Source organism: Kribbella sp. NPDC104740, from assembly GCF_055583505.1.
In genome coordinates this window covers 406,144-425,242 of sequence record NZ_JBVJNV010000007.1, presented here as the reverse complement: position 1 = coordinate 425,242, position 19,099 = coordinate 406,144, and the positions used below count along the sequence as shown (strand labels likewise).

The window sequence follows — 19,099 nt, the reverse complement described above, 5'->3', positions numbered from 1 at the left end:
GTGCTGCTGCGCGACGTACCGGAGACCAAGATCGCGTCGGTCCGAGTGGATGTCGATCAGCAGACGCTGGTCGGGAACATCGTCGCCTCGACGCTGGAGATCCGTGCGTACCTGGCCACGGCCGGGGCCTCGATGCCGGGTGACTCGTGGGTGATCTTCCACGGCGCGGTCACCCCGGAGAGCGAGGCGACGGTCGAGATCTGTGTGCCGTTCACCGGGCTGGTCGACCCGGCCGGGTCGATCGGCATCCGGATCGAGCCGGCCCACACCGAGGCGTACTGCGTGCTCAGCCGCGCCGAGTGCATGTACCCGCGGGTGATGCACGCCTACGACCTGGTCGAGGACTGGGTCCGCGACGCCGGCCTCCCGACCGCCGGGCCGAGCCGCGAGATCTACCACGCCGGCTACCGGCACCTCACCGACACCGACCCGGCGGTCGACATCGCCCAACCGATCAGAGGAACCGCATGAACTACGCCGACCAGACGCCGTACAGCGACCCCGGCCAGTACGCCGCCCTGCTGGACGCGCTCCCCACCGACATTCCCGGCCTGACCGCGGTGATCCGCAGCGTGGTGATCCACTACCGCGGCGGCGAGGTCGAGTTCACCGGCGAGCGGCTCGAGGAGGTGAACAACCGCTGGGTCGAGGCGATCCTGGCGACCGACCAGAAACGCAACGGGTGTCCGCTGGCCGAGCCGCGCAAGCTGGAGGACCGGGTCGCGGGCTGCTGCCGCGACTTCGCGCTGCTGCTCGTCGCGGCGCTGCGGCACCAAGGCGTCCCGGCCCGCACGCGGATCGGCTTCGCGTCGTACTTCAATCCCGGCTGGAACTACGACCACGTGATCGCCGAGTACTTCAACGGCGAGCGCTGGGTCCGCGTCGAGGCGCAGATCGAGCCCGGCGAGCACTGGGGCTTCGACGTGCACGACATCCCCGCCGGCCCGTTCCGCTCGGCTGCCGAGGTCTGGCAGGCGTACCGGGCCGGGGAGATCGACCCCGACCGGTACGGCGTCGACCCCGGCCTCGACATCCGCGGCGGCTGGTTCATCCGCGACTACGTCTTCCTGCAGGCCGCGCACCTGCACGGCGACGAGCTGCTGCTCTGGGACGGCTGGGGCGCGATGGCCGACGACCTGGAGATGGACCTCGGCCCGACCGACGAGCTCGCCGCGCTCCTCGTTGCCTTTGACAACGGCGACGAGTCGGCGACGGCGAAGCTCGCCGACTGGTACCACTCCGATCCGGACCTGCACCCGGGCTCGACGATCGAGGTCAACTCGCCGACCGGCGGGGCGCCGTACCGGGTGGATCTGACGACGCGGGAGCGGCTCGTCAACGGCTGATCGTGCAGCGGCCGTCGGCGCAGACCCGGCGAAGACGGCCTCGGGAGACGGTCTGCACCAGCCCGATCGCCCAGCAGGTCGGGCATCCGCGGAAGGCGACCAAGCCGATCGGTGCCAGTAGCAACGACACGGGACCGACCACCGGAAGCAGCGCGACCGCGGCGGTCAGGGCCCCGAAGCCGACGGCACCACGGATGAGGTGCCTGGGCAACGACGTGCTCGCGAAGTCAGTCACGGAGCTCCTCCACCAGTGCGGACCGCGCCCGATGCAGCCGTGACTTCATCGCCGCCGTGCTGAGCCCGAGCGAGTCGGCCACCGTGCGCCCGGGCCAGCCGAGCAGGTCGCGCAACACGAGAACCTGCCGCTGGTCGTCCGGGAGCGCCGCGACGGCGAGCGCAACCCGCTCGGACTCCAGCCGTCGCAGTACGTCGTCCTCCGCCGACGGCTGGAGCCGGGCGTCGGGCAGCAGTTCCGGGCGCCGGCGTACGAGACGTAAGCACTCGTTACGGACGATCCGGAACATCCACGACGCCAGCGCACCCGTCGCCCGCAGCGTCCCGATCTTGCGGTACAGGATGAGGACGGCCTCCTGCGCCGCGTCCTCGGCGTCCTCGGGAGTCGAGCACAGCGACCGGGCGAACCGGCGGACGTGCGGGTGCGACCCCGAGACCACGGCCGCGATCGATTCGACGTCGCCGCGCTGCGCGGCGACCACGAGGTCCTCGGCGGGCCAGGCCTCAGCCACGGGTGCGACCTCGCTTCCGGAGCAGGGTGACGGTGCAGACACAGACCAGTACGGCGGCACCGGCGACGATCGCGGCGACGGTCATGAGTAAACCTCCTGTCCGGGTCCGGCAGCTGTTGCCGGCCCACGCACATCAGAGGCATCGAGGCACGAAAAGGATTCAGGAAATCACCGAGCCCCCGTCTGCTGCTCCAGACGGGGGCTCGGTGGTGCGGTGCGGCAGGCTCAGAACTCCGAGCCGGCCGGGAGGTCCGGGGTGTCCGGGTCCTCGGGATCGGACGGGCCGGCGGCGAGGCCGAGCTCGGCCGGGCTGGCCAGCATCGGGTGCTTGGGCAGGACCCGCACGGTGTAGCCGAACGGGCCGGTGCGGTCGAGCTTCAGCTCACCCTCGAAGCGGTGCCGGTTGCCCTCGTAGGTCTCCGCGAGCCGCAGGGAGACCCGGACCGGCTCGGTGATCTCGTCGGCCGAGTCGACCCGGCCGTGCAGCGCCTCGACGTCGATGTCGTTCGGGTTCAGCTCGCCGAGCGTCACGAACGCGCGGATCCCGACCGTCGTGCCGAGCTGCGGCGTGTCGCCGAGGCCCTGCAGCTCGACGTGGTCGACGCGGATCTGCGGCCAGGCCGCCCGGACCTGCTTCTTCCACGCCGCCAGCTGCCGGGCGCCGTCGTACGTCGAGTTGAGCTGCCGCGACGACTGCGCCGCCGGCACGTACAGCCGCTCGACGTAGTCGCGGACCATCCGGGTGGCCAGCACCTTCGGGCCGAGCTCCTTGATCGTGTGCCGCAGCATCTCGATCCAACGGCCCGGGACCTCACCGTCGTAGAACCGCGGCGCGACCTGCTTCTCGATCAGGTCGTACAGCGCGTGCGCCTCGAGGTCGTCGCGGCGGTCGGTGTCCTCGATGCCCTCGGCCGACGGGATCGCCCAGCCGAACTCGTCGTCGTACCACTCGTCCCACCAGCCGTCGCGGATGGACAGGTTGAGCGCACCGTTCAGCGCCGCCTTCATCCCCGACGTACCGCAGGCCTCGTACGGACGCAGCGGGTTGTTCAGCCAGACGTCGCAGCCCGGGTACATCGGCTGCGCCAGCGCGATGTCGTAGTCGGGCACGAAGACGATGCGGTGCCGGACCTCCGGGTCGTCGGCGAACCGGACCATCTCCTGGATCAGCTTCTTGCCGCCCTCGTCGGCCGGGTGCGCCTTGCCCGCGATCACGATCTGGATCGGGCGGGTCGGGTGCAGCAGCAGCGCCTTCAGCCGCTGCGGGTCGCGCAGCATCAGCGTCAGCCGCTTGTACGACGGGACGCGGCGGGCGAACCCGACCGTCAGCACGTCCGGGTCGAGGATCGAGTCGACCCAGCCCAGCTCGGCCTCGCTGGCGCCCCGGTTCACCCAGGACGCGCGGACCCGGGACCGGGTGTCGTCGATGAAGCGCTGCCGCAGCATCCGCTTGGTCTCCCACAGCGCCGCGTCGGTGGTCTTGTCCAGACCCTCGAAGATGCCGTCGGACTCGGCGGTGTCGGTGCGCGCGAAGGTCAGGTCGTGGATCTCGCGGGCCACCCAGGTCGGCGCGTGCACGCCGTTGGTGATCGAGGTGATCGGGACGTCGGCCGGGTCGAAGCTCGGCCACAGCCCGGCGAACATGCCCCGGCTGACCACGCCGTGCAGCTTGGAGACGCCGTTGGCGCGCTGGGCCAGCCGCAGCCCCATGATCGCCATGTTGAACACGGCCGGGTCGCCGTTCTCGAAGTCCTCGGCGCCGAGCGCCAGGATCCGCTCGACCGGGACGCCGTCGCCGAACACGTCCGGCGAGAAGTGCTGCTGGATCAGCTCGACCGGGAACCGGTCGATCCCGGCCGGGACCGGGGTGTGGGTGGTGAACACGGTGCCGCCGCGGGCGACCTCGAGCGCGGTGTCGAAGTCCAGCCCCTGGTCGGTGGCCAGCTCGCGGATCCGCTCGACGCCGAGGAAACCGGCGTGGCCCTCGTTGGTGTGGAACGCCTCCGGGGCCGCGTGGCCGGTGATCCGGCAGAACGCGCGGACCGCGCGGACACCGCCGACACCCAGCAGCAGCTCCTGGAGCAGCCGGTGCTCCGTCGTACCGCCGTACAGGCGGTCGGTGACCTCGCGCTCGGCCGGCTCGTTGTCCTCCATGTCGGAGTCGAGCATCAGCAGCGGCACGCGGCCGACCTGGGCCACCCAGATCTGCGCGCACAGCTTGCGGCCGCCCGGCAGCGCCACCTCGATGGTGGCCGGCGCGTCGCCGTCGCGGAGCAGGCTGATCGGCAGCCCGTCCGGGTCGACCAGCGGGTAGCGCTCCTGCTGCCAGCCCTCACGGTTCAGCGACTGGCCGAAGTACCCGTGGCGGTAGAGCAGGCCGACCCCGATCAGCGGTACGCCGAGGTCGCTGGCCGCCTTCAGGTGGTCGCCGGCCAGGATGCCGAGACCGCCGGAGTACTGCGGCAGCACGTGCGTGATGCCGAACTCCGGGGAGAAGTAGGCCACCGAGCTGACCGGGGAACCGGCGTCGGCCTGGAACCAGCGGTCGTCGGTGACGTAGCCGTTCAGGTCGCTGACCGCCAGCTCGAGCCGGCGCAGGAAGCCGTGGTCCGCGGCCAGCTCGTCGAGGCGGGCCGCCGGGACCTCGCTGAGCAGCCGGACCGGGTCACCGCCGGTACTGCGCCACAGCTGCGGGTCGACAGCCTCGAACACGTCCTGCGTCTCGGGGTGCCAGGCCCAGCGCAGGTTGTTCACCAGGGTGCCGAGGCCGGTCAGCGGCTCGGGCAGGACAGGGCGGACGGAGAATCGTCGTATCGCTCGCACCGGGACACCGTAGCGCCCTGACGAGGCCGGAGCACCTTCGGTATGCATCGATTTTGCAACGCGAGCAAGATCTTGCAGGGCCTTCAGGCGGGGGCCCGCACGGAATTCGTGCAGAGCAGTCCGCAGTGTGGACGAACCACGCGGGCCGCATGACGCGCGACGGCTTCGGGAACCGATAACGTCAGACCCACACACTCTTCTGTCCGGTTCCAGCGACGCGGAAAGCGAAGGTTCATCGACCACCATGACTGGGCGCATCCCGATCACCGACGTCACCCCGACCGTCGACGCCGGAGCGTATCCGGCCAAGGCGTCGGTCGGCGAGACGTTCACCATCGCGGCCACGGTCTTCCGTGAGGGCCATGACGCGGTGAACGCCAACGTGGTTCTGACGTCGCCGTCGGGACAGACCAGACGGATGCTGATGACCCCGGTCGGCCAGGGCTCGGACCGGTGGACCGTCGACGTCACGCTGCAGGAGCAGGGCGCCTGGACGTTCGCCGTCGAGGGCTGGAGCGACCCGTACGGGACCTGGCGGCACAACGCCGAGATCAAGGTGCCGGCCGGGCTGGACGTCGACCTGATGTTCGCCGAGGGCGCCGCGTTCTTCGATCGCGCGGCGGCCGGCGTACCGCCTGCTGTGCGGCTCGACCGGAGCACGCTGAGTGATGCTGCGCAGGCGCTCGCGAACGGTGCTCTGCCCGCTGAGGCTCGGCTCGCGGCCGGGATCTCGCCGCAGGTGCGGTCCGCGTTGGGGCGGTACCCGGTGCGTGAGCTGATCACGTCGTCGGAGACGTACCCGGTGTGGGTCGACCGGCAGCTCGCGCTCTACGGCAGCTGGTACGAGTTCTTCCCGCGCTCCGAGGGCGCGGTGTACGACGAGGAGGCCGGCGAGTGGAAGTCCGGGACCTTCCGGACCGCCGCTGAGCGGCTCGACGCGGTCGCTGCGATGGGCTTCGACGTGCTGTACGTGCCGCCGATCCACCCCATCGGAACGGCGTACCGGAAGGGGCCGAACAACACGCTCGACCCGAAGCCCGGCGACCCGGGATCGCCGTGGGCGATCGGGTCGTCCGAGGGCGGGCACGACGCGATCCACCCGGAGCTCGGGACGTTCGAGGACTTCGACTTCTTCGTGTCGCGGGCCCGTGAGCTCGGGCTCGAGGTCGCCATCGACCTCGCGCTGCAGGCGTCGCCGGACCACCCGTGGGTCAAGGAGCACCCGAAGTGGTTCTCGGTGCGCGCCGACGGCTCGATCGCGTACGCGGAGAACCCGCCGAAGAAGTACCAGGACATCTACCCGATCAACTTCGACAACGACCCCGAAGGCATCTACGCCGAGGTGCTGCGGGTCGTGAAGCTGTGGATCGAGCACGGCGTGACGGTCTTCCGGGTCGACAACCCGCACACCAAGCCGGTCAACTTCTGGCAGTGGCTGCTCGGCGAGGTGCGGCAGACGGATCCGGACGTGGTGTTCCTGTCGGAGGCGTTCACGCGGCGGCCGATGATGCAGGAGCTGGCTAAGGTCGGTTTCCACCAGTCGTACACGTACTTCACCTGGCGCAACGAGAAGTGGGAGCTCGAGGAGTACCTGACCGAGCTGACGAAGGAGACCGGGCATTTCCTGCGGCCCAACTTCTTCGTCAACACGCCGGACATCCTGACGGCGTACCTGCAGTACGGCGGGCCAGGGGCGTTCAAGATCCGGGCCGCGATCGCGGCGACGTCGTCGCCGGCTTGGGGCGTGTACGCCGGGTACGAGCTGTTCGAGCACGTGGCGCTGCGGCCGGGGTCCGAGGAGTACCTGGACACGGAGAAGTTCCAGCTGCGCCCGCGCGACTGGGCCGCTGCCGAGGCATCGGGGCAGACGCTGGCGCCGTACCTGACGCTGTTGAACGCCGTACGGCGTCGTCATCCGGCGCTGCAGCAGCTGCGGAACCTGAGCCTGCACAACGCCGAGGACGACGCGATCATGTGCTTCTCGAAGCGCACGACCGGGCCGGACGGGCACACGGACACGGTGATCGTCGTCGTCAACACCGACCCGCACTCGGTGCGGGAGACGATGGTCCACCTGGACATGGCGGCGCTCGGGATGCGCGCCGAGGACACCTTCACCGTGTACGACGAGATCACCGGCGCGACCTGGCGCTGGGGCCAGAGCAACTACGTCCGCCTCGACCCCAACGGCGACCCCGCCCACGTGCTCGCTGTGCGGCGCGGGCAGGCGTAAAGCCTTCAGCCGCCGCTGACCGGCCGGGTTGCGTTCGCACCGGCACCTGCGAACGCAACTCGGAGTGTGTCCTCGTCCCCGTGGAAGTCCCCCGCGGCGACGGCCTCTTCGAGGCTCATCGAGCCGGCGGCCAGCGCGACGATCACGTCGGGAGCTGCTGTCAGCACCGACTCCGGGACCCGGTCGGGAACGAACGCGCTCGGGCCGGCCTCGTCGACTCGCAGGACCATCAGGAAGCCGTCCGTCTCGATGCCGAGCTCTACCGGCGGAGACGCGGTCGTGCCTCGCAGGAGCGCTGGTAGCGCGAGGGTGAGCCAGCGGGGCTGGAAAGCGTCGTCGCCCTGGCCGGTTGCCAGCAGGGGTGTGCCCCAGCGACCCAGGGCTTCCATCGGCTCTCGTAGACCCGCGCCCCAGGGCGTGAGCGCGTAGACGACGCCCCCGTCGCCCACGCGCCGCTCGATCAGGTCGTTCGCCTCCATGGATTTCAGCCGCGCGGACAGGAGGTTCGTCGCGATCCCACCGAGCGACGTCTTCAGCTCGGTGTAGCGCATCGGACCGGGCAGCAACTCGCGGACGATCAGCAGCGTCCAGCGGTCGCCGACGACGTCGAGCGACCGGGCGAGGGCGCAGAACTGTCCGTACGACCGCGAGCCGTGGTTTACTTTTTCCATCACGCTTTAGTTTATCAAGCGATCGGGAGAAGTCTTCGTGGAGCTGAGCATCAGTTGGCCGGGCGTCGCGGTCGCGATCGTGGTCGGTCTGGCGATCGCCTGGGTCTGGTACAGCGACTGGGGACTGGTCGGCGGGGTCTGGCGGAAGCTGACCGGCGTCACGAAGCAGGACTCCGTGCGCGCCGGCAAGCGGCCGTTCGTCGTACTGGTGGTGTCGATCGTCGCCACGGCCCTGCCGCTCGCGGTCGCCAGTTCGATCGCGGCCGGGTTCTTCGGCCGCGACTCGTTCTGGATCGCCCTCGCGGTAGGCGTCGTGGCCTGGCTCGGGTTCTCCTTGTCGACACTCGCGCAGCACAACGGGTTCGAGCAGAAGCCTGGGCGGCTCACTGCGATCAACAGCGCCTACCAGCTGGTGCTGTTCGTGGGGATGGCGGTCCCGATCGGGTTGCTGCAGTAGCTACAGCTCGACGGTCTCCGGGTACTTCAGCCCAGTACCGGTGTTCAGCGCGACAACGCGTTCGCCGGGCTTGATCCAGCCCGACTCCCGCAGCTGAGCGATCGCCGCGAAGTTGGCGGCGCCCTCGGGGCAGACGAAGGAACCTTCGAGTTCGGCGCACCGCCGTACGGCCGCGAGGATCTCCTCGTCGGTGACGGCGATCGCGCAGCCGTCCGTCTCGGCGATCGCCTGGAGCACCAGGAAGTCGCCGAGGGCCTTGGGGACGGTGATGCCGAAGGCGACCGTCTTGGCGTCGGGCCACGGCTCGCTCTCGGGTTTGCCCTCTTGCCAGGCCTGGACGATGGGGGCGCAGCCTGTGGCCTGGACAGAGACCAGGCGCGGCAGCGGGCCTTCGACCCAGCCGAGTTCGAGCAGTTCGTTCAGGGCTTTCCAGATGCCGATCAGGCCGACGCCGCCGCCGGTCGGGTAGAGGATCACGTCCGGGAGCTGCCAGCCGAACTGTTCGGCGATCTCCAGGCCCATCGTCTTCTTGCCCTCGATGCGGTAGGGCTCCTTCAGCGTCGAGACGTCCTGGTAGCCCGAGCGCACCGCGAGCTGCTCGCGGATCCAGACGCCGGCGTCGCTGATCAGGCCGTCGATCAGCTGCAGCTCCGCGCCGACCACGCTGACCTCGCGGCGGCAGATCTCGGGGGCGGCGATCGGCATCGCGATCAGCGCTTCCATCCCGGCCCGTACGCCGTACGCCGCCCAGGCCGAACCCGCGTTGCCGTTCGTCGGCATCGCGATCTTGCGCACCCCGACCTCGCGCGCCCGCGACACCCCGACCGCGGCGCCGCGCGCCTTGAACGTCCCGGTCGGGATCAGCCCCTCGTCCTTCATCCACAGATCCTCGACGCCGAGCTCACGCCCGTACGCCGGGAGCCGCAGCAGCGGCGTCATCCCCTCCCCCAGCGACACGATGTTCGCGGGATCGCGGACCGGCAACAGCTCGTGGTACCGCCACAGATCGGCAGGCCGCGCGGCGACATCGGCCTTGGTCAGCCCGGCACGAACCTCGTCCAGGTCGTACCGGGCCAGCAAGGGCGATCCGCACGAGCAGAGCCCGATCACCTGATCCGGGTCGTGGCGGAGGCCGCACTTCGGACATTCCAGCTGGGTCAGAGCAGAGAAGCGCACGACCCGGACGCTACCCGGCTACTGCCCGCCGTACACCGTCGACAGCCCGGACCTCAGAACGGCACGGGCGCCGAAACGTGCGCCGGATTGTTGTCGTCACTGAAGTTGTAGACCCGGACAATGACTTCGGACAGATCCACCGGTGTGTGGAATTCGATGAAGCCGTTGTTCTCCTTCTGGCGCGCCGAGGTCACGAACCCGTCGCCGTTGCGAAGCGTGAAAGAAATCTCGGTCCGGCCGAAGATCGCGTTGTTGCGAACCGTCACCCGGGCCTGCTGCCCCTGGCTGTCGTCGCAGTTGTCGACCAGGACCTCCGATCCCTGGAACCTGACCAGCACAGCGCAGGAGCCGGCCGTGGACGCCGGCGCGGCCTGGGCCAGCTGCGCCATCCCGGTGACGCCGACAGTCGCCGCGGCCGCGGTCAGAGCAGCGCGCCGGGCAATCGTACGAATGGTGTTCATCTGCGTTCCGTTCTCGAGTGGGTGAATTTCCTCGAAAACAGTAGGCATCAGCCGCAGTGAAAAGCTCGCAAAGCAACCGGAACCGGCAAGGTTCCGCCACCGGTCGCGGAAAGTGAACCGCCGGCGAGCCGTAATTCGTGAAAGACCGAACCGGTCACCCCGCCCGCAGCCCGCGAATCGCCGGCCGCTGATGATCCGCCAGGCGGAATCCGGTCCCCCGCACCGCGTCGATGGTCACCGTCGTCCCCAGCTCGTCGAGCTTGCGGCGCAGCCGCTTCACCAGCGAGTGCACGTCCGCCGTACCGCGCAGATCCCGGTTGCGCCACACCGCCTGGTGCAGTTCCTCGTACGTCCACACCTTCACCGGCGCGGTCATCAACCGGGTCAGCAGGTCGTGCTCGAGATCCGTCAGCGGCACCTCGCGGCCGCGCCACTGCGCGACCGAGCGGTGCGAGTCGATCGTCAGCGGGTCGCCGGGGCGGCGGTCGGTCCGCCGGGCGTCCGGCGTACGGGGTGGGTCGGGCTGCTCGGCGGGGGCCGGGGGCGGGTCCTGGGCGGGGGTGAGCAGTTTGCGCAGCTCGTCCAGGCTGGAGACGAGCAGCAGCGGAGCGACGTCGTCGACCAGCTCGGCGAGCCGGACGCGCTCTTCGACGGAAGCGGCGACGGCGATCAGCAACGGGAAGTCCGGGTGATCGATGGTTCCGTCGTCGCCGGGGGCGGGGACACGGGCGGTGACCATCCGGTCACGATGTCAACCTCTGCCTCTTATCGTCAACGGACTGACAAAATCTGCCTGAACTTGCCCAGAACGGCTCAACCGCTGGTGACGTCTTGCTCACGAAGTGTGCTTGTTCCCCCTCACATCTGACACATAAGGTCCACGTCAGGCTCGCAGCGTCACAGCTTGCGACCTGGGGGGCACGGGGCGTCGCAGAACCGGTTCACCACGACCGGGGCGGCGTCGTCGGCCACCTCTGCACCAATGACTCGGGGGAGTCAACTCGGGGTCGTTCAAGTGAGGGGCTGCAGAGATGTCACATCAACGACGAAGGGGTGTCGCCAGATCACTGGTGAGCGCCCTGGCGGCCGTGGCCGTCGTCACGACCGGGCTGGCCGCCGCGGGCGCCGCCCAGGCCGCACCGCCGACCAAACCCGCCGCCGACCCGGCGTCCAAGATCAAGCCGGAGCTGCTCAGCAAGCTCCAGGGCAAGGACGCCAAGGAGGCCAGCGACTACTGGGTCCGGTTCACCGCCAAGGCCGACCTGACCAAGGCCAGCGGGATCTCGGACTGGAACGCCCGCGGTACGGCGGTCGCCGCCGCGCTGCGCAAGACCGCCGCCGAGAGCCAGGCCAAGGTCAAGGCCGAGCTCGACGCGCAGCACGTCCAGTACCAGACCTTCTGGGGCACCAACGCGATCCGGATCAACGGCGGCTCGCTGGCGCTGGCCCAGAACCTGGCCCAGCACACCGAGGTCGAGGGGCTGTACAACCCGACCGCGATCGAGGTGCCGAAGGTCACCCAGGGCAAGGACGAGCGGCAGATCAACTCGATCGAGTGGGGTCTGGCCAACATCAACGCCGACGACGTCTGGTCGCAGTACGGCGACAAGGGCCAGGGCATCGTCATCGCCAACATCGACACCGGGGTCCAGTTCGACCACCCGGCGCTGGTCAACTCCTACCGGGGCAACCTGGGCAACGGGCAGTTCGACCACAACTACAACTGGTTCGACGCGGCCGGCACCTCGCCCGCGCAGCCGGCCGACGGCAACGGCCACGGCACCCACACGATGGGCACCATGGCCGGCGACGACGGCGCCGGCAACCAGATCGGGGTCGCCCCGGGCGTGAAGTGGATCGCGGCGAACGGGTGCTGCCCGTCCGACGCGGCGCTGATCAGCTCCGGTGAGTGGATGCTCGAGCCGACCAACCTCGCCGGGCAGAACCCGGACGCGAGCAAGCGGCCGAACATCATCAACAACTCGTGGGGTTCGCAGCTGCCCTCCAACGACCCGTTCATGGAGGACATCACGCTGGCCTGGGCCGCGTCCGGCATCTTCGGTGCCTGGTCGAACGGCAACAGCGGCTCCGCCTGCCAGAGCAGCGGCTCACCGGGCAGCATCGTGAGCAACTACTCGGCCGGCGCCTACGACATCAACAACAACATCGCGTCGTTCTCCGGCCGTGGTGTCGGTCAGAACGGTGAGATCAAGCCGAACCTGTCGGCGCCGGGCGTCAACGTGCGCTCCAGCGTCCCGGGCAACGCCTACGCCAGCTTCAACGGCACCTCGATGGCCTCGCCGCACATGGCGGGCACCGTCGCGCTGCTCTGGTCGGCCGCGCCGGCGCTGAAGGGTGACATCCCCGCCACCCGCGCGCTGCTGGACAACTCCTCGGTCGACAAGGCCGACACCCAGTGCGGCGGCACCACCGACGACAACAACGTGTACGGCGAGGGCCGGCTCGACGCGCTCGCGCTGCTCAACGCCGCCCCGATCGGTGACACCGGCACGCTGACCGGCAAGGTCACCTCGGCCGGCGCCGCCCTGGCCGGCGCGTCGGTGAAGGTCACCGCCGCGGGCCAGCCGGACCGGTCGCTGACCACCGGCGCCGACGGCCGCTACTCGTCCGTCGTACCGGCCGGTGACTACACGCTGACCGTCACCTCGTTCGGCTACAAGAGCCAGACGGCGACCGCCACGGTCACCGCCAACGCCACCACCACCAAGGACTTCGCGCTGGAGTCGGCGCCGACCGTCAACATCGGCGGCACCGTCACCGACGGCGGCGGCCACGGCTGGCCGCTGTACGCCAAGGTCAGCGTCGAGGGCCCGGGTGGCGTGTTCGACTACACCACCCCGACCAACGGCCGGTACAGCTTCAAGGTGCCGTCCGGTACGTCGTACAACCTGAAGGTCGAGTCGCAGTACCCCGGTTACGAGACCGTCAGCCAGGCCGTCACGGTCGGCACCGGCAACGTGACCAAGAACATCGCCGTCCCGGTCCGCTCGGACGCCTGCGCCACCGCGCCGGGCTACCGCAACGGCTCCGACGGCCTGTACGAGACGTTCGACGCCACCGCGGCGCCGAGCGGCTGGACCGTCGTCGACGGCAAGGGCAACGGCCAGGTCTGGGCCTTCAACGACCCGGGCAACCGCGGCAACCTGACCGGTGGTGGCGGCGGCTTCGCGATCGCCGACAGCGACAAGTTCGGCTCCGGCCAGTCGCAGGACACCTCGCTGGTCAGCCCGACCGTCGACCTGACCGACGTCGCGGCGCCGGTGATCCGCTTCAACCAGGACTTCAACTGGCTGGGCGGCGAGAAGGCCGACGTCGACCTGTCCCTCGACGGCGGCAGCACCTGGGCGAACGTGCTCACCCAGGCCACCGCGGACGTCCGTGGTGTCCAGGAGATCGCGATCCCGCAGGCGGCCGGACAGTCCGCCGTACAGGTTCGCTTCCACTACTACGACGCCTCGTACGACTGGTGGTGGCAGGTCGACAGCGTGCTGATCGGCAGCCAGATCACCTGTGAGCCGACCGGCGGCGGCCTCGTCGTCGGCAACGTGAAGGACGCCAACACCGGTTCCTTCGTCAACGGCGCCGTCGTCACCCGTGACGACAAGGCCTCGGAGACCGCCACCACCGTCGCCACGCCGGAGGACACCGGCCTCAACGACGGCTTCTACTGGCTGTACTCCGCCGACTCGGGCTCGCACAGCTACTCGGCCAAGGCCGGCGGCTACGTCACCGCGACCCAGAACGTCGACGTGGAAGCCGACTGGGTCACCCCGGCCGACTACACGCTGGCGGCCGGCAAGCTGACCGTCACCCCCGGCTCGATCGAGGGCAACCTGCGGCTGCCCACCGGCAAGGTCACCAAGTCCTTCACGGTCAAGAACACCGGTGGCGCACCGGTCGACGTGAAGTTCGGTGAGCGCGACGGCGGCTTCGAGATCGCCAACGCCAACGGCAGCACCACCACCAAGGCCCAGGTCCTCACCGGCCAGGGTGCCCCGCTGCAGCGGCTGAACGTCCCGACGTCGTTCGGCAGCAAGATGGCCGGCAAGATGCCGGTCGCCCCGGCCGTCCCGAAGCCGCTCGCGGCTCCGTGGACCGACATCGCCGACTACCCGGCGACCGTGATGGACAACCGCGTGGTCAACGTCGACGGCAAGATCTACTCGATCGCCGGCGGCAACGGCTCCGCGTCCAGCGCGAACAGCTACGTGTACGACCCGGCCTCGCTGGCCTGGACCGCGATCGCCCCGCTGCCGGGCGCCCGCAACGCGATCACCGTCGGCGCCGTCGGCGGCAAGATCATCGCCAGCTCCGGCTGGGGAGAGGCCGGCCCGGACGCCGCGACCTGGTCCTACGACCCGGCCGCGAACGCCTGGACCGCCGTCGCGAACAACCCGGCGCCGCGTGCGGCCGCCGGCCAGGCCGTCCTGGACGGCAAGCTGTACGCGATCGGTGGCTGCACCACGGCCGGTTGCACCCCGATGTCCAGCACCGCGGTCGTCTACGACGCGGGCGCCAACACCTGGGCCCCGATCGCCGACTACCCGAAGTCGGTGGCGTTCGCCTCCTGCGGCGCGATCGACGGCAAGGTGTACTGCTCCGGCGGTAACGACGGCGTCAACGCGCAGAAGAGCGGCTACGTCTACGACCCGGCCACCAACGCCTGGTCCGCGATCGCCGACTCCCCGGCCGACCACTGGGCCGCTTCGTTCGCCGTCGCCGGTGGCAAGCTGCTGGTCGTCGGCGGTGTCCAGGCCGGTGCGGTCACCAACGCGGGCTTCGCGTTCGACGCCGCCGCCGGCACCTGGGGCGCGCTCCCGAACGCCAACCAGCCGCGGTACCGCGGTGGGGCGGCGTGCGGCTTCTACAAGGTCGGCGGCTCGTCCGGCGGCTTCACCGCGACCGTCGACAGCGAGGCCCTGCCGGGTCTCGAGGACTGCGCCGAGTCGTCGGCCGACGTCAGCTGGCTGAGCATCGACAAGACCGAGGCCACCCTGGCCCCGGGCGCCAGCACCACGGTCAAGGTGACGCTCACCGCGAGCGTCGACCAGCCCGGTACGTACTCCGGGTCGGTCACCATCGCCGAGAACACGCCGTACAGCGTGGACGCGGTCGGCGTGAAGATGAACGTCACCCCGCCCACCACGTGGAGCAAGCTGTCCGGCACCGTCACCGGCGTCGCGACCAACGGCAACACCGCTCCCCTGTCCGGTGCCATCGTCCAGGTCGACTCGTGGGCCCAGTCCTACACGTTCACCACGGACACCAGCGGCAACTACGCCTACTGGCTGGACCGCCGCAACAACCCCCTCACCCTGATCGCCGCCAAGGACGGCTACAAGCCCCAAACCCGCACGACGCGCCTGACCGCAGGCACCCCGGTCGTCGAGGACTTCGCGCTGAAGGCCATCAAGTAGCAACGACCTAGCAGTACCGGCCCCCGCCCAGAGACTCTGGGCGGGGGCCGGTCTCGTTCTCAGGGAAGAAAAGCGAACAAAACAAGGACCGGAGCGGTCGAACGAGCAGTGTCCCCACCGAAACGGAGTGGTCATGCGGAGGATTCTCGGTACGGCGCTGGCTGCCTCGGTGCTGGCCGGCTGCTCGCCGGCAGCGACAGATCCGGCGCCGGTCGAGGAGAAACCCGCGCCAGGGCACAGCTTCGTGGTCACTCACACCATCGATCCGTGGGCGACCGCGACACCAGTGGATCCGAAGACCTGGGCCGGTGACCTGGTGCTGGACACGACCCGGAACAGCAAGCTGCCCAAGGGCGCGGTGGTGCACGACCTCACCGACACCGGTGGCCTGCTGATCTCCCAGTCCGAGCAGGTCAGCAAGGACGGCGAGCCGATCCTCCAGCCGGCGAAGATGAGCTTGTGGTCGCCCGACGGTCGGCAGCGACTTCTCGACGACGCCACCGGGCGGCCGAAACCGGTGCGGCAGCCGATCAACGGGCAGGCGCACGGCCCGAACGCAACATGGGTCGACACCACCAGCACCGACCTCTTCCACCAGGACTGGCAGATCCGGTACTACGACGCGGCCGCTCGGAGCACCCGGCTGATCGCCGACTCGGCGGTGCTGTTCCCCGGCGTACAGAACCTTCGGCCGCCGCCGGGCGACACCACCCCGATCATGGCCGCTGACGGCACCATCTACTGGGAGGCCGCCGTACCGGATCCCAAGGCCCACCTCGGCTACACCGGCGCCATCATGGCCCGCGACGCCCAGGCGAAAGGACCGGTCCGCACGGTCGCGCGGAACGCGAGCACACCCGCGGTGGTCGGCTCGACCCTCTACTACAGCCACCTGGACGACGTGTCGCCCGAGACCCCGCAGCGCAAGCTCGAGATCCACGCGCGCACTCCCGACGGCACGGACCGCGTCGTGGTCGACGCCCCGCTGGTCAAGGACCAACAGATCCTGCGGCTCGCCGCGAGCCCCACGCACCTGGCCTGGATGATCAGCGACACCGACCGCCAGGCACCACCGGGCGACGACCCCGACGAAGGCTGCCGGGACACCAAGGACCACGGCTGCTCGCTCTACCTGATGGAACACGGCACCAACCAGGCGACCCGGATCAAGCTGCACACCTACCTGGCGATTCCGGTCCTCTCACCCACCCTGCTCGCCTGGGGCGGATCCAGCTCGGCCGGCGACTCCGGGGAGTACGTCATGGACCTGGCCAGCACGAAGATCTGGCGAGTCGGCGCGGCACGCGGCTGCAGCGAGGTCGTCCTCGCGGGCGCGTACGCCAGTTGGTTCACCGGCACAGCGGACGGCCAGTGCAACGGACAGGTCGTCGTACGGTGGCGCACTCCGTGACCTTGGATGCGTGGCTTGGTCTTGCCTGGTCGCGAGCAATCGGACAGGCGGAGGGTCAATTTCTCCAGCCCCACCTGTACAGGCCGATCGCTGCCTCCGGCAGGGAGGTGGCCGAGTCGCCGGGTGAGACGAGATCGACGGCGATGGTGATGGGGAAGTCGGTCCGCGTCTCCCACGGGAAGTTCCACAGCCAGGCGGGGTGCAGGTCGAGGACGTCGCCGGTGCGCGAGCACGCGATCGTGGAGCGTTGGCTGTGGAAGCCCTCGGCGAGGAGCCTCAGCACCGCGTACGAGCGGGCTGCGTTGCACCGGACGACGATCCTCACCACGTCGTGCTGTCTGGCCTCGTACGCGAAGGTGAGCTCACGACCCGCTCCCGGACCGCTGACCTCCTGATCGATCAGCTCGCCTCCGTCGAACGCCGCCGGGAGCAGTTCGTCCGACCTCAGCGGCGCGGTGGCCGCGACCGGATCCACCTCCGGGCTGCCCAGGAGGGCGTTGAGCAGCCCGTCGCGACCGCTCACCACAGCGATCGCGGCGAACATCCCGACGACGAGGGCGGTCGAGGTACGCCGGTTGCGCCGGCGTCGCCGGAGCGTGGTCATCGGGTCCGCGGCCGGTGAGACCCCGGCGGAGATGTCTTGGAGCCGATCCCGGAGATCCTGTTCGTTCACGGCCGGACCGCCGGAGCCAGATCGGGGTCGAGCCGGAGCTTGGCGAGGGCACGGTTCGACTGACTCTTCACCGTGCCGACCGAGCAGCCGAGTGCGGATGCGGTGTCGACCTCGCTGAGGTCCTCGAAGTACCGCAGTACGACGATCGCGCGCATCTTCTTCGGGAGCCGACGGAGTGCCTCCAGCAGGTCGGCGTTGTCGACCAGCGGGTTCCCGTGGTGGACGACGGACTCCAGGACGCTGTCCGTGAGGTGTTCGGGCCTGTTCTTCGCGCGTCGCCACCAGGCGAAGTAGACGTTGAGCAGCGTGCGGCGGACGTAAGGGTAGGGGTCCGCCGATCGAATCCCTCCCCACGTCCGCCAGCACCTGAGGAGCGCCGTCTGGACGTGATCCTCGGCCAACTGCCGGTCCTGGGTCAGCAGGAAAGCGGTCCGCACCAGCTGCGGGTAGAACGCCGTCACGAAACCCTCGAAGTCCGCGTCGGTCGCCAGCCGGGCAGGCTCCTCGTACGGCGTCGCGGGCACGGCGAAGTTCTCGGTCACACCTGACAGGACTCAGGCCGACCCCTCCGAGGTTGGCTCGGCCACAGAAGTTTCTCGCGCCGGCCGGAACCGCCGGTGATCTGATCCCGAGGTGATGTGAACCTTCCAGGTGTGGCCGAGTGGGTTTTCATCGATTACCGGAGGGTGACAGGAATTTGTCACCGAGGCCATCGGCCGATGAATTCGTTGCTAGTTTCGGAATTGTTCTCGGGGGCTCTTCGAGTCCGCCTCACATTCCGAAGAGAAAGAGTTCCACCGTGCTGAAAATGCGTAATGGTGTACGTCGGCTGGCGATGGTCGGGGCCGCGGCCGCGATGGTGACGGCCGGCATGACCCAAGCGGCCCAGGCGAGCCCGGCCGCCACGAACGACTGCGCCGTGACCCAGACGAACTACCTCAACTCGTCGTTCGTCCTCGACAACTGCCTGAGCGGCGGCCGGGCGCACTACCGGATCAACAGCGGCGCCGGCTACACCAAGACCGAAGCCCAGGTCCACGTCAACGGTGAACAGGGCGACTGGCTCCTGACCGCCTGGGGCGGCAACAGCATCGACGAGGGAGACCTCCCCCGCGCGGTGACCCGCTTCAAGATCTGCGTCTACGCCTGGATCGTCTGGCCGACCCCGCGCGAGGTCGGCAGCTGCAGCGGGGAGATGTCGGTCGACTGACCACGGCCTGGCAAACCTGGTCGCCGTCCCAGAAGCTTGGGTCGGGGACCACGTGCATTTCGAACAACATTAAAAGTACAACGGCACGAAGAGTTCGGCTGAGGCCGTGAATTCGGCCCAAGTGACTCAGAGATCGATAGCCACAGGATCTCCGTACCGTCGTCGCAGGTGGCGGACCGGTTCTCGATATCCGGGCTCACGAGCTCGCACAGGCCGCGAAGTTGCCAGTCGGCCCAGAGAGCGGCATCGGGCCCTTCAAGGTCTACACCTCCTCACCGGCCTGGTCGCGGGCGGCCATGTAGACCTCGTCCGAGCGTCCTCGAAGAACACCCAACGCACGCCCGAAGTCACGGCGAAGTCCAGCGCACCAGGTCTATAGAGCACCTTCCCCCAGCCCCAGCGCACCGCGCTGTCGGCACGGCGCCAGCCACCTGCCGCCCCACTATGTCTTTGT

The 19,099-nt window shown here is 69.4% G+C and carries 16 protein-coding genes; 7 read left to right on the top strand and 9 right to left on the bottom strand.

What is annotated here, in order from left to right:
• Together ACZ6Z4_RS32475 and ACZ6Z4_RS32470 are read left to right on the top strand one after the other, a co-directional pair.
• Window positions 1-471 (top strand): GyrI-like domain-containing protein, encoded by a 471-nt coding sequence (locus tag ACZ6Z4_RS32475; RefSeq protein WP_465573419.1) that lies wholly within the window; start codon window positions 1-3, stop codon window positions 469-471.
• On the top strand, window positions 468-1,346 hold the full coding sequence (locus ACZ6Z4_RS32470; RefSeq protein ID WP_465573324.1) for a transglutaminase-like domain-containing protein: 879 nt from the start codon (window positions 468-470) through the stop codon (window positions 1,344-1,346). The genes ACZ6Z4_RS32475 and ACZ6Z4_RS32470 overlap by 4 nt, the downstream gene beginning before the upstream one ends.
• Here ACZ6Z4_RS32470 and ACZ6Z4_RS32465 read toward each other — a convergent pair.
• From ACZ6Z4_RS32465 to glgP, 3 genes are all read right to left on the bottom strand, one after another.
• Window positions 1,336-1,581 carry a hypothetical protein gene (locus ACZ6Z4_RS32465; RefSeq protein WP_465573321.1) on the bottom strand — a complete coding sequence of 82 codons (246 nt, stop codon included), beginning with the start codon at window positions 1,579-1,581 and terminating at the stop codon, window positions 1,336-1,338. The two genes, ACZ6Z4_RS32470 and ACZ6Z4_RS32465, sit on opposite strands and share 11 nt — an antisense overlap.
• Window positions 1,574-2,092: an RNA polymerase sigma factor gene (locus tag ACZ6Z4_RS32460; RefSeq protein WP_465573318.1), complete on the bottom strand. Its 519-nt coding sequence runs from the start codon at window positions 2,090-2,092 to the stop codon at window positions 1,574-1,576. The genes ACZ6Z4_RS32465 and ACZ6Z4_RS32460 overlap by 8 nt, the downstream gene beginning before the upstream one ends.
• A 225-nt stretch (window positions 2,093-2,317) precedes the next feature.
• Window positions 2,318-4,915, bottom strand: coding sequence for an alpha-glucan family phosphorylase (gene glgP / locus ACZ6Z4_RS32455; RefSeq protein WP_465573315.1), 2,598 nt, complete (start codon window positions 4,913-4,915; stop codon window positions 2,318-2,320).
• 244 nt (window positions 4,916-5,159) lie between these two features.
• Here glgP and ACZ6Z4_RS32450 point away from each other — a divergent pair, with 244 nt between their 5' ends.
• On the top strand, window positions 5,160-7,148 hold the full coding sequence (locus ACZ6Z4_RS32450; RefSeq protein WP_465573309.1) for an alpha-1,4-glucan--maltose-1-phosphate maltosyltransferase: 1,989 nt from the start codon (window positions 5,160-5,162) through the stop codon (window positions 7,146-7,148).
• Window positions 7,149-7,153: 5 nt separating this feature from the next.
• Here ACZ6Z4_RS32450 and ACZ6Z4_RS32445 read toward each other — a convergent pair whose 3' ends face one another.
• On the bottom strand, window positions 7,154-7,819 hold the full coding sequence (locus ACZ6Z4_RS32445; protein ID WP_465573306.1) for a winged helix-turn-helix transcriptional regulator: 666 nt from the start codon (window positions 7,817-7,819) through the stop codon (window positions 7,154-7,156).
• Between the two features lie 37 nt (window positions 7,820-7,856).
• On the opposite strand from ACZ6Z4_RS32445, the gene ACZ6Z4_RS32440 reads away from it, so the two are divergent.
• Window positions 7,857-8,276: a DUF1761 domain-containing protein gene (locus ACZ6Z4_RS32440; protein WP_465573303.1), complete on the top strand. Its 420-nt coding sequence runs from the start codon at window positions 7,857-7,859 to the stop codon at window positions 8,274-8,276.
• On the opposite strand, the gene ACZ6Z4_RS32435 is transcribed toward ACZ6Z4_RS32440, so the two are convergent.
• The 3 genes from ACZ6Z4_RS32435 to ACZ6Z4_RS32425 form a co-directional block, all read right to left on the bottom strand.
• Window positions 8,277-9,452, bottom strand: coding sequence for a threonine synthase (locus ACZ6Z4_RS32435; protein WP_465573300.1), 1,176 nt, complete (start codon window positions 9,450-9,452; stop codon window positions 8,277-8,279).
• A gap of 53 nt (window positions 9,453-9,505) precedes the next feature.
• A complete protein-coding gene (locus tag ACZ6Z4_RS32430) occupies window positions 9,506-9,961 on the bottom strand; it encodes a hypothetical protein (protein WP_465573295.1) in 456 nt (151 codons plus the stop codon).
• A 106-nt stretch (window positions 9,962-10,067) separates the two neighbouring features.
• Window positions 10,068-10,652: a winged helix-turn-helix domain-containing protein gene (locus tag ACZ6Z4_RS32425; RefSeq protein WP_465573292.1), complete on the bottom strand. Its 585-nt coding sequence runs from the start codon at window positions 10,650-10,652 to the stop codon at window positions 10,068-10,070.
• 331 nt (window positions 10,653-10,983) lie between these two features.
• Between ACZ6Z4_RS32425 and ACZ6Z4_RS32420 the strand changes: the two genes are divergently transcribed.
• Window positions 10,984-15,351: a S8 family serine peptidase gene (locus ACZ6Z4_RS32420; RefSeq protein ID WP_465573289.1), complete on the top strand. Its 4,368-nt coding sequence runs from the start codon at window positions 10,984-10,986 to the stop codon at window positions 15,349-15,351.
• A 133-nt stretch (window positions 15,352-15,484) separates the two neighbouring features.
• Entirely contained in the window at window positions 15,485-16,762 is a 1,278-nt protein-coding gene (locus ACZ6Z4_RS32415; protein WP_465573287.1) for a hypothetical protein, read from the top strand.
• Between the two features lie 55 nt (window positions 16,763-16,817).
• Here ACZ6Z4_RS32415 and ACZ6Z4_RS32410 read toward each other — a convergent pair whose 3' ends face one another.
• Both ACZ6Z4_RS32410 and ACZ6Z4_RS32405 read right to left on the bottom strand, forming a co-directional pair.
• On the bottom strand, window positions 16,818-17,435 hold the full coding sequence (locus ACZ6Z4_RS32410; protein ID WP_465573284.1) for a hypothetical protein: 618 nt from the start codon (window positions 17,433-17,435) through the stop codon (window positions 16,818-16,820).
• The gene (locus ACZ6Z4_RS32405; protein WP_465573281.1) at window positions 17,432-17,977 is read right to left on the bottom strand and encodes a SigE family RNA polymerase sigma factor; all 546 of its coding nucleotides are present in this window, start codon (window positions 17,975-17,977) and stop codon (window positions 17,432-17,434) included. Before ACZ6Z4_RS32405 ends, ACZ6Z4_RS32410 begins: the two co-directional genes overlap by 4 nt.
• Before the next feature lie 266 nt (window positions 17,978-18,243).
• On the opposite strand from ACZ6Z4_RS32405, the gene ACZ6Z4_RS32400 reads away from it, so the two are divergent.
• Window positions 18,244-18,645, top strand: coding sequence for a hypothetical protein (locus ACZ6Z4_RS32400; RefSeq protein WP_465573278.1), 402 nt, complete (start codon window positions 18,244-18,246; stop codon window positions 18,643-18,645).
• Window positions 18,646-19,099: the final 454 nt, after the last annotated feature.

Bases quoted from the DNA above. Each gene is read 5' to 3' on its own strand.
- ACZ6Z4_RS32445 (WP_465573306.1), bottom strand. From the start codon at position 7,819: ATGGAAAAAGTAAACCACGGCTCGCGGTCGTACGGACAGTTCTGCGCC.
- ACZ6Z4_RS32400 (WP_465573278.1), top strand. From the start codon at position 18,244: ATGCGTAATGGTGTACGTCGGCTGGCGATGGTCGGGGCCGCGGCCGCG.
- ACZ6Z4_RS32470 (WP_465573324.1), top strand. From the start codon at position 468: ATGAACTACGCCGACCAGACGCCGTACAGCGACCCCGGCCAGTACGCC.
- ACZ6Z4_RS32425 (WP_465573292.1), bottom strand. From the start codon at position 10,652: ATGGTCACCGCCCGTGTCCCCGCCCCCGGCGACGACGGAACCATCGAT.
- ACZ6Z4_RS32430 (WP_465573295.1), bottom strand. From the start codon at position 9,961: ATGCCTACTGTTTTCGAGGAAATTCACCCACTCGAGAACGGAACGCAG.
- ACZ6Z4_RS32415 (WP_465573287.1), top strand. From the start codon at position 15,485: ATGCGGAGGATTCTCGGTACGGCGCTGGCTGCCTCGGTGCTGGCCGGC.
- ACZ6Z4_RS32450 (WP_465573309.1), top strand. From the start codon at position 5,160: ATGACTGGGCGCATCCCGATCACCGACGTCACCCCGACCGTCGACGCC.